This window comes from Ruegeria sp. CDSC042, assembly GCF_059610745.1.
Window position 1 is genome coordinate 38,524 of the sequence record NZ_JBXWOF010000003.1, and the last position, 15,733, is coordinate 54,256.

The window sequence follows — 15,733 nt, forward strand, 5'->3', positions numbered from 1 at the left end:
TGACGGGACGTCACCCACCCCATATGAGATTAAACGGGTGCAGTAACCGGAGACTGGCGACCGTATAGCCGTCAATAACCTGCGTCGCGCGCGGGTATAGCAACCCAATTAGGGTGTGAAAATCCAGTTACCATTGGCATCCTGGCACCTGCGGGTTCTGATCTCACGGGTCTGCTCGGCACTCGGAGGTCGGATAAAATGCTGCAGATGCACGCAATTATCGCGGACCTCGCGCACACGGACGGTGCCCTTGGCCCCGGTCTCGGTGCTGATCCATTCACTTTCGGCACCAACCTGCGGCAAACCACTGCCCAGCATGGTGTCTGTGGTTGCACTCAGCAATGTGAAATCATCCGGGCTCAACCCCGACTCTGCGATGATGCGCGACAGCGGTTTCGCGCTGCCGGCAACACCAATGCTCAGCACCAGAACACCTGCAACTAATAGTGATCCCCAAATTCTCATACCGCCTCGCAATTCTGCAACCAATTTACATTCAAGGATATACCCGGGAAGGCACAGGGCCAAGCCCTAGTCTGCAACCTTCAAATTATCCCGAAGAAACCTATTGCAACTCTGACGCTAGGCCATACCGAGCGTCCCTCGCATAGTGCACGAAACACGAACCAGAGGCATTTGATGGCACACCCGACTTATTATGCGCCCCATGGCGGACACCCCGGACAGGACACCCTGTTAACAGATCGCGCCATGTTCACCGAGGCCTATGCCGTTATACCCAAGGGTACGATGCGCGACATCGTCACCAGCTATTTGCCCTTCTGGGAAAACACCCGCCTGTGGGTTTTGGCACGCCCCCTTAGCGGGTTCGCCGAAACCTTTTCGCAATACATCATGGAGGTCCAACCCGGTGGCGGTAGCGATACGCCCGAAACGGACCCCGCAGCGCAGGCGGTGTTGTTCGTTGTCGAAGGGGCGGTCACATTGACGCTTGAGGGAAGTGTTCACGTTTTGGAAACTGGTGGATATGCCTATATCCCCGCTGGTTCCAAATGGGCGTTGCGCAACCATACGGAGCAGCCAGCGCGGTTTCATTGGGTTCGAAAGGCTTATGAGGCATTGCCCGGCCTGCCCAAGCCGGACCCGATCATCACCAATGAACAAGAGGTCGCCCCGATCGAAATGCCGGGCACCGAGGGTCGCTGGGCCACAACACGTTTCGCGGATCCGCAAGACCTGCGCCACGACATGCATGTCAACATCGTGACTTTTGAACCCGGCGGCGTGATCCCATTTGCCGAAACCCATGTCATGGAACACGGGCTGTATGTGCTGGAAGGCAAAGCCGTTTACCGGCTGAATCAGGACTGGGTCGAGGTCGAAGCCGGAGACTTTATGTGGCTGCGGGCCTTTTGCCCTCAGGCCTGTTATGCGGGCGGTCCCGGGCGGTTCCGATATCTGCTATACAAAGATGTGAACCGCCAGATGCCTCTTTCACCAGGCGGGCGCTAGGATAAATTCGGCCTTGGCGGGACTGGGCAAGCGCGGTAATCTGGTGGAATAACAAACGGTTTTAGTTCAGGAGATTGTACGATGGCACTGCGCAATGTAACGCTGGCACTGGCGGCTGCAATCGGCCTGACGGCCCTGGATGTGACCCCTGCAACCGCCAAAGAGACAAATACCGTCAACGTCATGAGCCGCACCTGGGCCATTACCCAGGTTTCGGAAGCTCCGGTCGTATACCGTGCCACACGTGATAACAACAATCTCAACCCATTCGGCCCCCCGCCCCGGCTGCGCACTATTCAGGCCATCGCGGCTATTCAGCAGGCAACCGGGTGCAAGCCGATTGTGGCCAGCATGTACCAGAACATCTCGGGCCAGTTCTTTTCACAGGTCAGCTGTAACTGACTCGGACAGGAAACTGGCATTGAGGTTGATCCAAGCCACTGCCATAGCTTGCGCATGAAACTCGCAATTAACGGATTCGGCCGCATCGGCCGCACGATTTTGCGGCAGCTTCTGGCGATGCCGCTCGGTCACGACATCGAACTGGTGCTGATCAACGACATCGCACCGCTAGAGACCTGCGCCTATCTGTTCAAGTACGACAGCACTTTTGGGCCCTATCCGGGCAAAGTGGAACAGGGAACTGCGCAACTGGTTGTCGATGGGCACGCTATTCCTGTTACACACAGCCCCAACCTAAGCCGGGTTGATCTGTCCGGTGTAGATGTCCTGATGGACTGCACCGGCGTTGCCCGGACATCGGATGTTGCCAGTCAAGGCCTGACCGCAGGGGCAAGGAAAGTACTGATTTCCGGCCCCTCGCCCGCGACCGAGGCCACAATCGTTCTGGGCGCAAATGAGGATCATCTGGGCAATGCGCGGATCGTGTCAAATGCCTCTTGCACCACCAACGGGCTGGCTCCGCTGGTCAAGGTTCTGGACGGGATCGCTGGTGTCGCGTCGGGCCATATGACCACCATCCACTGCTACACCAACAGCCAGCCGATGATCGACGCTCCGCGTGGTGATCTGGCACGGTCACGCGCCGGAGCGCTGTCGATGGTCCCGACCACCACCAGCGCTATGCACTTGATAGACGAAGTCCTGCCCCATCTGGCCGGGCGCATCTCGGGCGCGGCGGTCAGGGTGCCTACGGCAAGCGTTTCCGCGGTTGATCTGATTGTGACGCTGAAGCGCGGCCTGAGCGCCTGCGATTTTGAAGCCGCCCTACGTGCAGCCGTTGCAGAGTCTCCCGTTCTGGGTTGGACGGATGAGCCGCTGGTGTCGTCCGATTTGCGGACGCGGCCGGAATCTCTGATCATCGCAGGGCCAGAAACCCGGCAGATCGGCGAAACTCAGGTTCGTGTTTTTGGCTGGTATGACAATGAATGGGGGTTTTCAGCCCGCATGCTGGATGTCGCTCGTATGATGGCCGACACATAGGCGGACCGCGACCTAACGCGATCCGCCGATTTTCATTTGGTTACTTGCCGGGAAGGCTGCCCGACCCGTGCCCCGACATGCCGCCCGAAACTTCTTCGGTTGCCTCATCGGCCAACTCATCCGGCAGGATCAGATTCAGCACGATGGCGATCAGAGCCGCAGGCAGCAGCCCGCTTTTCATCAGGATGCCCAGAGTATCGGGCAAGTGTTGCACCGCACCCGGCTCGAGCTGGAGGCCGAACCCGATTGACAGCGCGATGGCAAAGATCACCATGTTGCGCCGATTCCAATCCACATCGGACAACATCGAAACACCCGCGGCGACAACCATCCCGAACATGACGATGACGCCACCGCCCAGTACTTCGATCGGAACGGTGCGGATGATCGCGCCAACCTTGGGCACCAGGCCGCACAGGATCAGAAACAAGGCGCCGATGGTGACGACATTTCGGCTCATGACGCCGGTCATTGCGATCAGCCCGACATTCTGGCTGAACGACGTGTTGGGTAAGCCGCCGAACACGCCCGCCAGGGCCGAACCGAAGCCGTCAGCATAGGTTGCACCGGTGATTTCCTTGTCCGTGGCTTCGCGCCCGGCTCCGCCTTTGGTCACACCCGACACATCCCCCACCGTCTCAACTGCCGAAACAAAGGCCATCAGACAGAACCCGATTATGGCGGCGAATGAGAACTCGAACCCATACTTGAAGGGCACAGGCAGGGCGAAAGTTGCAGCGCGGCTCCAGCTTGTTCCGATTGCCTCAAACGTGATCATGCCAACCATCAGGGCATAGACATACCCAACCGCAAGACCAATCAGAACGGCAGAAACCGAAAGCATTCCGCGGGTAAAGAACTTCAGCCCCAGCGTTACCACAACCACGACCAAAGCAGCCGACCAGTTCAGCGCCGAGCCGTATTCAGGCGTTCCAATGGCCGGAACCCCTCCGGCGGCGTATTGAATGCCAACCTTGACCAACGCCAGACCAATCATCGTCACCACAAGGCCTGTGACCAGAGGTGGCAAGGCAAAACGGATTTTGCCAATCACCGTGCCCAGCAGGGCATGGAACACCCCACCAATAATGACACCGCCAAACAATGCGGCCAGACCATCGACGCCTTTGCCAGCAACCAGCGGGATCATGATCGGCAGAAAGGCAAAGCTGGTGCCCTGAACAATAGGCAAAGCCGCTCCTACCGGGCCAATCGTCACTGTTTGCAGCAAGGTCGCGACGCCGGCAAACAGCATCGACATCTGGATCAGGTACAGCAGTTCGGGAAAATCGGGGGAGTTCGAACCGAACCCGAACCCGGCGGCCCCTGCAACGATGATCGCAGGCGTCACGTTCGAAACGAACATCGCCAGAACATGTTGAATGCCCAGCGGAACTGCCTTGTACAGCGCCGGGGTATAATTTGGATCCCGAAGCTGTTCGGGTGTCCCTATTGAAGTGTCAGCCATGAGTTACTGTCCTCTCTGTCAGATTCACGGGGGTCTTACCGCTTATGCTGCGGCTTCATTTGGCTACGACACCACCTGATAAGGGGTATCGAACCAGTATTCTTCCAGGTTGGGCCCATCGCCGATCCGATCAACAACGGCGAACAATCCAGGGCCATGCAACGGTGTCAAAACGCCGTGCCACGTCCCACGATGATAATTCACCGCCTGACCGGACCGGGTGATAAAGGCACACGGCTCGCCCGGCTGCCCGTCAACATCTGGTGCTACAACGACCAGAAAGGGTTGATGGGTCATGGGAACAAAGGCCTGACTGCCATCAGGATGCCGTTCAACCATATCCAAATGGTACGGCAGGGTTCGGGGGTTGGCGTTAAACAGGCTGATCCCGGCGCGGCCGCCTGAAAATTCAAGGGCCGCCCGATCATGAAACCGCCCGCACTGGCCTTGATTGATGATCTTGTCCGGGTCGCCCGCGGCCTCGATTACATCTCCGAATGGGGCAAAAGCGTCAGGCGTTAGAGGAACAGTCCGGATCTGTTTCATGAAGGCAGCACATCCCTCAGGCGGAATTCGGCAATACGCTCGACCTGTCGGCAGGCCTCGGCGAATTCTGTGTCCCGGTCCTGATCTATCCGCCGCTGAAACGCCTGCTGGATAGAGGCTTTGTCATGATCGCGCACAGCGATAATGAAGGGAAATCCGAACTTGTCGGTGTAGCGCCTATTCAGATCGGTGAAGGCATCGCGTTCGGCATCCGTCAACGCATCCAGCCCCGCCGAGGATTGTTCCGCCGTGCTTTCCTGCGTCAGTCGCTTGGCCTGTGCCAGCTTGCCTGCCAGATCCGGGTGCGCGGTCAGCACGCCCAACCGCTCCTCATCAGAGGCCGAACGGAACATGCGCGTCAGTGCGTTGTGCAACCCGCCGGCAGTATCGTGAGCCGCGCCGAGTTCCAGCCCATGGGCGCGCTCTGCAATCCACGCCGAATGTTCAAAGATCCCGCCATAAGCGGCTACGAAAGCGTCCCGCGCCATTTCTGACGGCTTTGGACCTGATACAGGCGGGTGCTGCGCTGCCCAATGCTGGGCGATCTCCAGACGGGTCGCGAACCAGACATCCGAGTGCCCACGCGCATAATCCAGAAACCGTTTCAGCGCCATGACCCGACCTGGACGACCGATCAGGCGGCAATGCAGACCGATCGACAACATCTTGGGCGCACCGGCTTCACCCTCGGAATAAAGCGCGTCGAAACTGTCTTTGAGATAGGAATAGAACTGATCGCCCGAATTGAAACCTTGCGGCGTTGCAAAGCGCATATCGTTACAATCGAGCGTATATGGTACGATCAACTGGTCCCGGCCAGAGACCTGCATCCAATAGGGCAGATCATCCGCATAGGTGTCCGCCACATAGGCAAAGCCCCCCTCTTCTGCCACCAGACGCACGGTGTTCTCGGAACACCGGCCGGTATACCAACCATAGGGACGTTCCCCCACGACCTCGGTATGCAGGCGGATGGCCTCTTCTATTTGAGCGCGCTCTTCCGCTTCAGACATATCCTTATGTTCGACCCATTTCAGGCCGTGACTTGCGATCTCCCAACCTGCGTCTTTCATGGCGGCAACCTGATCGGGCGACCGTGCCAGCGCCGAAGCAACACCGTAAACGGTTATGGGCAAGTCCTGCATCAAGCGGTGCAGACGCCAGAACCCTGCCCGCGACCCGTATTCATAGATCGATTCCATGTTCCAATGACGCTGGTCTGGCCATTGCGCTGCGCCGACAATCTCGGACAGAAAGGCCTCAGACGCGGCATCACCGTGAAGCACGCAGTTCTCGCCACCCTCTTCGTAGTTCAGCACAATCTGAACGGCCAGATTTGCTCCGCCAGGCCACTGGGCGTTTGGCGGGTTGGCTCCGTATCCGATCATGTCACGGGGATAGCGAGGGGGCTGCATGAATGTTCCGTCTCAGTTGTGTTACACTACCTACGCTTTACCGCAGAATTGGAAGCAGTATTATCAAATCAATCCGAACGCTGTTTCCTTTTCTTTCGGCATTCCCAAAGTCTCGGGTTTCGCCCCAGACTGCGTCAAACAATACTCGATTGCAGTTTGCGGTTTTCAACAGCCACTCGTTGCGGTGATTGGAATATGAGGAGAAACGCGTGGCAGGATACCTGACAACCCATGTTCTGGACACCGCCAAAGGCTGTCCTGCAGAGGGGCTGAAAATTGCTCTGTACGCGATTACCCAGGACGGACGCCACAAACTGGCTGAGATGCTGACCAATGCAGACGGGCGAACAGACAGCCCAATACTACCGCAAGCAAACTTTGAAACCGGGGAATACGAGCTTGTTTTCAGCGCGGGTGACTATCTGCGCGCCTCTGGCCAGGCGGATGACGAACCGCTGTTCCTGGATGAGATTCCAATCAGGTTTGGTATGTCTGAAGCAGACGCCCACTATCATGTGCCGCTCTTGCTTTCGCCATACAGCTACTCCACGTATCGTGGCAGCTAACTGACCGGGCGAACCTTCCGCCCGTCTATCGCCCCTGCCGGGCCTCCTCCTGTTGAGCCGGGCGCCGCACCCGTTGGGCGCGGCGCGGATAGTGACGGTTACAGCCCTTCGAGAAAAGCTACGCGCGGCCGGGAGCCTTTGCTAACCGTTGATGTCCGAGTTTTGAACAACCTTGCCAATTCGCGCGATCATGAAATCCATGAACAAACGCGCCTTGGGATCCTGGTGACGTCGATGGGTATAGAGACACGCCATCTGAACAGAGACAGGAGGTGTCTCCTTCGCAACCACCACCAGACGTCCTGCCTTGAGATGTTCCGCTGCCTCAAACACAGGTTTCATCGCGATCCCCTGCCCTGACAACGCCCAATCGGTCAAAACATCTCCGTCATCGCATTCAAACCGGCCCGACACGGCATAACGTCTTGGCCCGTCTGGAGTTTCCAGCATCCACTGAAACTCTGCAGCACCGGGATACCGCAGGTTAAGACACTCGTGCTTGTCGGACACAAGATCGGCTCCGTTTTGCGGCATCCCCCTACGTTTTACATAGTCCGGTGCGGCACACAGAACCCGCGCGCAATCCGCGATCTTGCGAATACGCAGGGTGCTGTCCTCGGGCTGACCAATGAAAAAGGCCAGATCCAATCCTTCGGTCGTCAGGTCCACTGACCTGTCGGTCAGGCGCAATCGCACATCAATTTCGGGGTATTCCGAGAGAAAATCCGGCACATGTGGGGCTAATAACCTGCGCCCGACGCCCAAAGGCGCGGCTACGAATAGTGACCCGCGGGGAGCTTCGGTCAGGTGAACAACCTGCGCCTCGGCTTCATCTACAGCATCCAGGACCGCAACCGCTCCGGGGTAAAACGCACGTCCCTGCTCGGTCGGGCTGAGGTTACGTGTAGTCCGCTGAAACAGACGCACGCCCAAATGATCCTCAAGCTGTGATATTCGCGCCGAAGTCACCGCCGGTGAAACACGCAAATCCCTCCCGGCAGCAGACATGCTGCCCAGATCATAGACACGAACGAAGGTGCGAATATTGTCGAGATAGGACATCTTATCGTTTTTTTTGATACAGTTTGACAATATACGGGAATACCGAAGAAAAGCCAGTTTGCCTAGGGTGACTATAACCTACTGGAGAGAACTCTCATGTTTGAATTCGCCGTGTTCTGGGATTGGATGGCATTTGCTGTGCGCTGGCTGCACGTAATCACTGCTATCGCCTGGATCGGATCATCCTTTTACTTCATCGCTCTGGACCTTGGCCTGAATCGGGATATCCCCGGCCCCGCCGACGGGGAAGAATGGCAGGTACATGGCGGCGGCTTTTACCATATTCAGAAATACCTCGTCGCACCCGAGCGGATGCCGGATCATCTGACCTGGTTCAAATGGGAAAGCTATGCCACCTGGCTTAGCGGAGCTGCGCTGTTGATGATCGTCTACTGGGTTGGTGGAGAGCTTTATCTGATTGATGCCCAAAAGGCCGATCTGGCGCTGTGGCAGGGCATTCTGATCTCGGCTGCCTCGTTGACTATGGGCTGGCTTATCTACGACTTCCTATGCAAATCCGGTCTGGGTGAGCGCCCAACATTACTGATGGTGCTGCTGTTTGTCCTGCTGGTGGTGATGGGCTGGGGGTACAACCAGATATTCACCGGGCGCGCGATGATGCTGCATCTGGGCGCATTCACCGCCACGATCATGACAGCGAATGTATTCTTCATCATCATGCCGAACCAGCGCATCGTCGTAGACGACCTTAAGAATGGCCGAACCCCGGACCCGAAATACGGCAAGATCGCCAAGTTGCGTTCGACTCATAACAACTATCTGACCTTGCCTGTGGTTTTCCTGATGCTTTCGAACCACTACCCGCTGGCCTTTGCCACCCAATACAACTGGATCATTGCGGCGCTGGTATTTCTGATGGGTGTCACAATCCGTCACTACTTCAATACACGCCACGCCCGCGCCGGTGATCCGACCTGGACCTGGCTGGTGACCGCTCTGCTATTCATCGCCATCATGTGGCTGTCCACGGCGCCTATGTACAAACCTCTGGAGGAGGCCGAGGCGCAGCCGCTCACCGCATTTGAACAGAAATACGCAGCAGCAGACGGGTTCGAACAGGCACATGATGTCGTTCTGGGGCGCTGTTCCATGTGCCATGCGCGCGAACCGGTTTGGGACGGCATCCTGTGGGCGCCAAAGGGCATTCTTCTGGAAACCCAAGGTGACATAGCCCGCAATGCGAAACAGATTTACCTGCAGGCCGGTGTCAGCCACGCCATGCCACCCGCAAATGTCACCTATATGGAACCGGAAGATCGCGCGGCGATCATTCGCTGGTTCCGCAATGCTGGCCTTTGAACTGGCACTGAGCCATCACTTGTTCCGCTAATTTTCTTGGCCAAACGATAAACGCTTCCCCTACACGATTACAGATGTTCTAACTATCCTTAAGGGGCCGCCACATCCGAAAAGGCGCCGAAATTAATTTCTAGTTGGGGCAGCTGGAGCCAATAGATGCAGCGAATAAGACAATGCAGCTTTGTGAGAAATTGTCTGTTCGGAATAGTCGTCGCCACATTGCCCACATCGCTGGCCGCATTGGAAACCGTCCTCACGGCACCGGGCGCTCCGAAAGCACTGGTTGAACGGATCGAAGATACCGCATCGGTGACAACCGCAGAATCCCGCGGGCTGGACACGCCGCTTGAACTTTTGTCAGCGGCCCTGTCGGACTATACCACCATTGTTCAGATCCTTTATGACGAAGGCTATTTCAGTCCCGTCGTCAGCATTAAACTGGACGGGAAAGAGGCGGCGGAACTCAGTTCACTCAACGTGCCCAATCAGATCAACAAAATCGTGATTGCTGTTAAAACCGGCCCGGCCTTCACATTTGGCCAGGCGGTGGTCCGGCCGATCGCGACCGAAACGGTTCTTCCCGAAGACTATGCGCCGGGCAAACTGGCCACCACCGGCGCCATTCAGCAAGCCGCGTCAGCAGGCGTGCAGGGATGGCGTGACGCTGGTCATGCCAAGGCCGAGGTCAGCGGCCAGAAAGTCATTGCCCGCCACGCCCAGGCAAAGCTGGATTCCCGCATTGACCTCGCCCCGGGACCGCGTCTGAGCTTTGGAAAAATGTACATCAAGGGCGACAGCGATGTTCGCCACAGGTCCGTCGAACAAATCGCCGGCTTCCCAACCGGAGAGGTGTATTCCCCCCAGCAGGTGCAAAAGGTCGGAACCCGGCTACGCCGCACCGGCACGTTTAATATTGTCTCGATCGAAGAGCACGACACTCCCAACCCTGATGGCTCCCTGGATTTCGATGTCTATCTTGAAGACATGCCCAAACGCCGCCTGACCTTCGGTTTGGAAGTGGCCTCGCGCGACGGGATGGAGCTGTCGACGACCTGGACGCATCGCAACGTGTTCCGCCGCGCCCAACGCCTGCGGTTTGAGGCATCGTTGCGCAATATTGGCGGGGCCGAGGATCTGGACGGGCGCATCGGGCTGCGGCTGGATCAGCCCGACCGGCTGGGCCCCGATGACAGCACGTTCTGGAGCGCCCTTCTGGAACGTCGCAACACCGACAATTACAACGTGACGGTGACGTCTCTGGCCTATGGTGCAAGACGCACATTTTCAGACCGCCTATACGCCGAAGCATCCGCCGGGTTTCAGTGGTCGGATGCAGATGACGCCTATGGCGACGGGCGTAAGTTCCGCTATTTTATCATGCCGTTCCGATCAGAATGGGATGAAAGGGACAGCAAGGTCAGCGCCACCAATGGCTATTACCTGGATGCCCGTGTGATGCCATTTGTCGGCCTGTCCGACACAGAAACAGGCCTCAGGATGTTTGCGGACGCGCGTGCCTATACCAGTCTGCGGACGCAAGGTCGTCTCGTGCTGGCAGGACGGGTCCAGATTGGGTCAATTGTAGGACCCGCCTTGGACGGGGTCACACCCGATTTCCTGTTCTTTTCGGGCGGTGCGGGCACTGTGCGCGGTCAGCCCTATGAAAGCCTCGGCATCCCTGTTGGCAATGAGGTTGCTGGCGGCAAGTCTTTCCTCGGGCTGTCCGGCGAGGTTCGCGGCAAGATCACCGAGACAATATCGCTGGTCGGGTTTTATGATTATGGTGTTGTAGACACGTCCTCTTTTGTCAGCAGCGCCGCTGAGAGCCATTCCGGCGCTGGGCTTGGGATCAGATACGACCTTGGCGGCTTTGGCCCCCTGCGTCTGGATCTGGCCCTTCCCGTTCAGGGCGACACCGGAGATGGTCTGCAGTTTTACATCGGAATTGGTCAGGCATTTTGACACATCGTTTCTCATATCCAGTTGTTGCGGCGGTTCTGCTGTGGGTGCCGTACCCCGTTCTGGCGCAGGACGAAGGCGGCAGTATGCTAGAGCAGTTTCTGCAGGATACCCTGTCCGGTGATGATCAGAACGTAACCGTCAAAGGCTTGCAAGGCGCCCTCAGCGCACGGGCCACAATCGCAGAGATCACGGTATCGGATGATGAGGGCGTCTGGCTGACCATCAAAGATGCCGAACTGGATTGGAACAGACTGGCCCTGATACGGGGGCGGTTCTCGGTCAATGCGCTGACAGCGCAAGAGATCGACGTAGCCCGCGCGCCGGGCACCACAACCAAAGATGCCCCTCCTCCTTCTGCGGAAACCCAGACATTCCAGCTGCCCGAGCTGCCTGTCGCAGTTGAAATCGGCGAAATCCGCGTGGATCAGCTGTCGCTGGGGCAGCCGCTGATTGGGGTGGCCGCCGACTTATCCGTCACCGGCAATCTGTCGCTTGCTGATGGAACGCTGGACACCAATCTCGACGTGGTGCGGTTGGATCGTGCCGGAGATGAGATCACACTGACCGCCGGGTTCGACAACTCGACAAGCGAGATCAATCTGGACTTGAACGTGGCCGAGGCATCCGGCGGGCTTATTTCGACCGCTTTGAACATTCCCGACAGCCCAACGATCGAGCTGACGGCAAAAGGCGCCGGACCGCTGACGGATTTCACCGCCGATATCGGGCTGAGCAGTGACGGGCAGCAGCGTCTGGCCGGGCAGGTTCGGCTTGGTTCGGCGCCTGACGACACTGCGGAAGGCATAGCATTTACCGCCGATCTGAACGGAGACCTGACTCCTTTCGTCGGCCCTGCCATCGACCCGTTTTTCGGGGCGGACTCGCGGCTGTTCGTGCAAGGTCAGACCCTGCCCGAAAGGGCGCTGGACCTGTCCGATCTTCAGCTTGCAACGCAGGCCCTGAACCTTGAGGGGAAGTTGGCCCTTGCCGAAGGTGGCACATTGCAGTTTGCCGCCTTGCAGGGACGCATTACCCCGCCGCAGGGACAGGCGGTCACGCTTCCGGTTGGCGGTGGTGACAAAACGATCAAGTCCGCGCAGATCTCGACCTTGTTTGATCAGAAGAACGGCAATCTCTGGGATCTTAGCCTGACAGCAGATAAGTTCAAATCCCCCCAGGCCGAACTTGAGAGCATGCAAATTATCGCGCAAGGCGTGCTCGATCAGACCCTTGGATTTACGGTGAACGGCGATCTGCAGGCCAGCGTCACTGGCATAGATCTGACCGATCCGAACCTGAACACAGCCGTCGGAGACCGCATCACGCTGGACGGGCAATTTGAGTATGGCGATGACCAGTCGCTGACATTGTCCGGTTTCGAACTGGTCGGGTCGGATTACACTCTGGCGCTGGACACGCTGATTAGCGGATTAACCAGCGGATTGGCTGTTGATGGCAAAGCAACGCTGGACGCTACCGAACTGTCCCGGTTCTCTGGCCTTGCCCAGTTGGAACTGGCAGGGTCGGCGTCGGCAGAGGTTCAGGGCAAGGGCTCTCCGCTTGAGGGCAGCTTTGACGGCAAAGTGGTAGTTCAGGGCAACAACCTGTCGACCGGTCGCGACGATATCGACCCCGTGATCGCAGGCCAAACCACCATCACGCTGGACGCCAGCCGTGGAGGGGATGGCATTTCCATCCGCGAGTTTAATCTGGACGGTCAGGCCGCACAGGCGCAGGCCAGTGGCGAAGTGACAACCCCCGACGGCAATCTGACGATCGATGGTCAAGCCAGCCTTAGCGCGCCTGACCTCTCGGTCTTTTCCGGGCTGGCCCAGCGACAGCTGGGCGGGTCACTCAGCGCTCAGATGGACGGCAAAGGCACCCTGCAAACGCAAGATTTTGATGGCACGGCCAGCATTACCGCGCAGGATCTGCAGACAGGTATGTCCGACGTCGACCCTCTGCTGGCAGGCAAGACAGTGATCACCTGGGATGGTGCGAAAACGGGAGACCTTATCGACATACGCAAAGCCACCATCAACGGACGGGCCCTGACAGCACAGGTGAGCGCGTCGATCAATGACCCAACCGGCAATCTAGTTCTTGATGGTCAGGCACAGGTGACTGTCCCTGATCTTTCGCTATTTTCGGACCTCGCGGGCCGGGATCTTGCCGGGTCGGTTACCGCGGATATCAATGGCAACGGAGCTTTGTCCAGCCAGACCTTCGACATAGCCGGCGATGTCGATGCGCAGGACGTCCAGATTGGGATCAGTCTCGTCGACAAACTGATCGAAGGTCGAACGACGCTGCGTGTCGATGCCGAGAACAGTGATCAGGGTCTGAATGTCCAAAACTTCAAACTGCGGGGCACCGCCTTGACCGCAGACGCTTCGGGTCAGGTCAGCAAAGAGACCGGCGGGCTGAGCTATTCGGTAAAGCTGGACGATCTTGCGCGGATTTCCAAGACGTTGTCAGGACCACTCACATTGGAAGGCAACGCCGCGCCAACAGCTTCAGGCCTTGAAGGAAGAGTCAGCTTGCGTGGGCCAGACAGTTCATACGCGTCGCTGACGGGGTCTGTCGGCTCTGACGGATCGGCAGACTTGGACTTTGACGCCGAGCTAAACAAGGTCGAGCGTTTCGCCCCAGACTTTCCAGGTACAATCACCGCCAATGGGACCGCAAAGCGCAAGGCAGGCGTCTGGACCATCAACTCTTCGGCGCAGGGTCCGGCACAGATCACCGGCGAAATCTCGGGCACGTTCGATGAAACCACAGGAAACGCCGATCTGAATGCGCAAGGCGGGGTTAATATCGGTATCGCAAACCTGTTCATCACCCCCAACCAAATCGACGGGACTGCGCGGTACGACCTTAGCTTGAATGGCCAACCCTCGCTTGAGGCGCTCAGCGGGTCGATCACGACCTCTGGAACCTCGTTGGCGATACCGGGAGCCGGTCAGACCATTACCGGCATCAGCGGCGCGGTCGAGTTGGCCAACAACCGCGCCAACATCTCCCTAAATGGTGGAACCCGCGCCGGGGGCAATTTCACCGTCGCGGGCCCGATTGACCTGACGCCTCCGTTCAATGCGCAAATTACGACCACGCTCAATCGTCTCGTGCTGACGGATCAGCTTTTGTACGAGACGATCCTGAACGGGCAAATCGCAATGACCGGAGCTTTGGCGGGCAACAGCACAATAGTCGGGCAAATTACATTCGAGGAAACCAATATTAACCTCGCCGCCGCCTCGGGTGCGGTCGGCGCTGCACCCATACCAGAGATCGAACATATCAACGAAAACGCGGCCAGCTATAGGACTCGGGAACGTGCTCGTTTGGTAAAACAGGACGATGCCACCCAAAGCGATTCCCGTATTGCGCTGGACATCGCTCTGCTCGCCCCCAAGGCCGTGTTTGTCCGAGGTCGAGGCGTGAATGCCGAACTCGGCGGACAGCTGTACATAGGCGGTACAACAACCTCGATCATTCCTTCGGGCCAGATCGCTCTAATCCGAGGCAATTTCGACATTCTGGGCCGCAGGCTGGCCCTGACAAAAGGGATCGTAACCCTACAAGGCGACTTGACACCCTATATCGAATTTGAATCCTCAAACAGCACCTCGGACGGGACCGCTACAATCGAAATCGCCGGGCCGCTGGACGCCCCCGAAGTCAACGTGTTCTCGGATCCGGAACGGCCAGCAGAAGAGGCGCTGGCCATGCTGTTGTTTGGCAACCGTTTCTCTGAGCTGTCCCCCTTTGTCATTGCCCAGATGGCGGCTTCGCTGGCGCAGCTCAGCGGTGCAGGAGGGGATGCGACCAAGGGTCTGAGGGAGTCGACCGGTGTCGACACAGTCGATATCGGAGCAACGTCAAGCGGCGGAATTTTGGGCGCCGGGGCGTATCTGGGTGACAATCTCTATACCGACTTTAACGTGAACACCGAAGGAAATACCGAAGTGAACCTCAATCTGGACGTCACCGATAATATCACCATGCGCGGAACCGTTGACGGGCGAGGGGAAACGGGATTGGGTGTCTTTTTCGAGCGCGACTACTAATCCTGCGCGGAACTCTGCATCTGTGACAACAGTTTCGGGCCAAATCACAGGAAGGCAGGGAGTTTCATTAACCCCTTTACTATCAACTTCTTAACATGACAGCGAATGCACAAGTCGCTCTATTCATTTCGTGCGACACGAATTTTCATTGCCGTTCGTTTCGAATTTTTGACGTTTCGTACCAATTTCATTGCCAGGTCCGTGCCTATGCAGGAAAAGAAGGCAGCGCCTGGTTTTGAGGCGCCTTTATCGAGTGACGTGTTGACCAGTACGACCTGATTATAGAGGGGGAAAAACTCAAAATCGGGGAAAGCAAAAGATCAAAATTCAAATCTTTTCATTACTAAGAATATTGAACTGCCCACCTTCCCATCCACTGCGTATTCTGTACCCAGTAGCGATGGGAAG

General features: G+C 57.6%; 12 protein-coding genes. 7 read left to right on the top strand and 5 right to left on the bottom strand.

Annotation, left to right across the window (positions count from 1 at the left end):
• Positions 1 to 108 precede the first annotated feature (108 nt).
• Positions 109 to 465: a hypothetical protein gene (locus tag AC2FHX_RS07935; RefSeq protein WP_496701077.1), complete on the bottom strand. Its 357-nt coding sequence runs from the start codon at positions 463 to 465 to the stop codon at positions 109 to 111.
• Positions 466 to 639: 174 nt separating this feature from the next.
• On the opposite strand from AC2FHX_RS07935, the gene AC2FHX_RS07940 reads away from it, so the two are divergent.
• The 3 genes from AC2FHX_RS07940 to AC2FHX_RS07950 all read left to right on the top strand — a co-directional run bounded on the left by AC2FHX_RS07940 (position 640) and on the right by AC2FHX_RS07950 (position 2,916).
• Positions 640 to 1,473: a bifunctional allantoicase/(S)-ureidoglycine aminohydrolase gene (locus tag AC2FHX_RS07940; protein ID WP_496701079.1), complete on the top strand. Its 834-nt coding sequence runs from the start codon at positions 640 to 642 to the stop codon at positions 1,471 to 1,473.
• Between the two features lie 81 nt (positions 1,474 to 1,554).
• The gene (locus tag AC2FHX_RS07945; protein WP_142640120.1) at positions 1,555 to 1,875 is read left to right on the top strand and encodes a hypothetical protein; all 321 of its coding nucleotides are present in this window, start codon (positions 1,555 to 1,557) and stop codon (positions 1,873 to 1,875) included.
• 54 nt (positions 1,876 to 1,929) lie between these two features.
• Positions 1,930 to 2,916, top strand: coding sequence for a type I glyceraldehyde-3-phosphate dehydrogenase (locus AC2FHX_RS07950; RefSeq protein ID WP_496701081.1), 987 nt, complete (start codon positions 1,930 to 1,932; stop codon positions 2,914 to 2,916).
• A gap of 40 nt (positions 2,917 to 2,956) precedes the next feature.
• Here the strand turns inward: AC2FHX_RS07950 and AC2FHX_RS07955 are convergent, their stop codons facing one another.
• From AC2FHX_RS07955 to puuE, 3 genes are all read right to left on the bottom strand, one after another.
• Positions 2,957 to 4,384, bottom strand: coding sequence for a nucleobase:cation symporter-2 family protein (locus tag AC2FHX_RS07955; protein WP_496696894.1), 1,428 nt, complete (start codon positions 4,382 to 4,384; stop codon positions 2,957 to 2,959).
• 63 nt (positions 4,385 to 4,447) lie between these two features.
• Positions 4,448 to 4,930 (bottom strand): ureidoglycolate lyase, encoded by a 483-nt coding sequence (locus tag AC2FHX_RS07960; protein ID WP_496701083.1) that lies wholly within the window; start codon positions 4,928 to 4,930, stop codon positions 4,448 to 4,450.
• Positions 4,927 to 6,345, bottom strand: coding sequence for an allantoinase PuuE (gene puuE, locus AC2FHX_RS07965; RefSeq protein WP_496701084.1), 1,419 nt, complete (start codon positions 6,343 to 6,345; stop codon positions 4,927 to 4,929). The genes AC2FHX_RS07960 and puuE overlap by 4 nt, the downstream gene beginning before the upstream one ends.
• 209 nt (positions 6,346 to 6,554) lie before the next feature.
• Here puuE and uraH point away from each other — a divergent pair, with 209 nt between their 5' ends.
• Positions 6,555 to 6,911: a hydroxyisourate hydrolase gene (gene uraH / locus AC2FHX_RS07970; RefSeq protein ID WP_142640109.1), complete on the top strand. Its 357-nt coding sequence runs from the start codon at positions 6,555 to 6,557 to the stop codon at positions 6,909 to 6,911.
• A 141-nt stretch (positions 6,912 to 7,052) separates the two neighbouring features.
• Here uraH and AC2FHX_RS07975 read toward each other — a convergent pair whose 3' ends face one another.
• A complete protein-coding gene (locus AC2FHX_RS07975) occupies positions 7,053 to 7,973 on the bottom strand; it encodes a LysR family transcriptional regulator (RefSeq protein ID WP_281973831.1) in 921 nt (306 codons plus the stop codon).
• Positions 7,974 to 8,069: 96 nt separating this feature from the next.
• On the opposite strand from AC2FHX_RS07975, the gene AC2FHX_RS07980 reads away from it, so the two are divergent.
• The 3 genes from AC2FHX_RS07980 (at position 8,070) to AC2FHX_RS07990 (ending at position 15,325) form a co-directional block, all read left to right on the top strand.
• On the top strand, positions 8,070 to 9,293 hold the full coding sequence (locus AC2FHX_RS07980) for a urate hydroxylase PuuD (protein ID WP_496692314.1): 1,224 nt from the start codon (positions 8,070 to 8,072) through the stop codon (positions 9,291 to 9,293).
• 156 nt (positions 9,294 to 9,449) lie between these two features.
• On the top strand, positions 9,450 to 11,255 hold the full coding sequence (locus AC2FHX_RS07985) for an autotransporter assembly complex protein TamA (RefSeq protein ID WP_496701086.1): 1,806 nt from the start codon (positions 9,450 to 9,452) through the stop codon (positions 11,253 to 11,255).
• Entirely contained in the window at positions 11,252 to 15,325 is a 4,074-nt protein-coding gene (locus AC2FHX_RS07990) for a translocation/assembly module TamB domain-containing protein (RefSeq protein ID WP_496701088.1), read from the top strand. The genes AC2FHX_RS07985 and AC2FHX_RS07990 overlap by 4 nt, the downstream gene beginning before the upstream one ends.
• Positions 15,326 to 15,733 lie beyond the last annotated feature (408 nt).

Excerpts from the sequence above, each read along its gene's own strand:
- AC2FHX_RS07935 (WP_496701077.1), bottom strand. The coding sequence starts at position 465 with ATGAGAATTTGGGGATCACTATTAGTTGCAGGTGTTCTGGTGCTGAGC.
- AC2FHX_RS07940 (WP_496701079.1), top strand. The coding sequence starts at position 640 with ATGGCACACCCGACTTATTATGCGCCCCATGGCGGACACCCCGGACAG.
- AC2FHX_RS07945 (WP_142640120.1), top strand. The coding sequence starts at position 1,555 with ATGGCACTGCGCAATGTAACGCTGGCACTGGCGGCTGCAATCGGCCTG.
- AC2FHX_RS07950 (WP_496701081.1), top strand. The coding sequence starts at position 1,930 with ATGAAACTCGCAATTAACGGATTCGGCCGCATCGGCCGCACGATTTTG.
- AC2FHX_RS07955 (WP_496696894.1), bottom strand. The coding sequence starts at position 4,384 with ATGGCTGACACTTCAATAGGGACACCCGAACAGCTTCGGGATCCAAAT.
- AC2FHX_RS07960 (WP_496701083.1), bottom strand. The coding sequence starts at position 4,930 with ATGAAACAGATCCGGACTGTTCCTCTAACGCCTGACGCTTTTGCCCCA.
- puuE (WP_496701084.1), bottom strand. The coding sequence starts at position 6,345 with ATGCAGCCCCCTCGCTATCCCCGTGACATGATCGGATACGGAGCCAAC.
- AC2FHX_RS07975 (WP_281973831.1), bottom strand. The coding sequence starts at position 7,973 with ATGTCCTATCTCGACAATATTCGCACCTTCGTTCGTGTCTATGATCTG.
- AC2FHX_RS07980 (WP_496692314.1), top strand. The coding sequence starts at position 8,070 with ATGTTTGAATTCGCCGTGTTCTGGGATTGGATGGCATTTGCTGTGCGC.
- AC2FHX_RS07985 (WP_496701086.1), top strand. The coding sequence starts at position 9,450 with ATGCAGCGAATAAGACAATGCAGCTTTGTGAGAAATTGTCTGTTCGGA.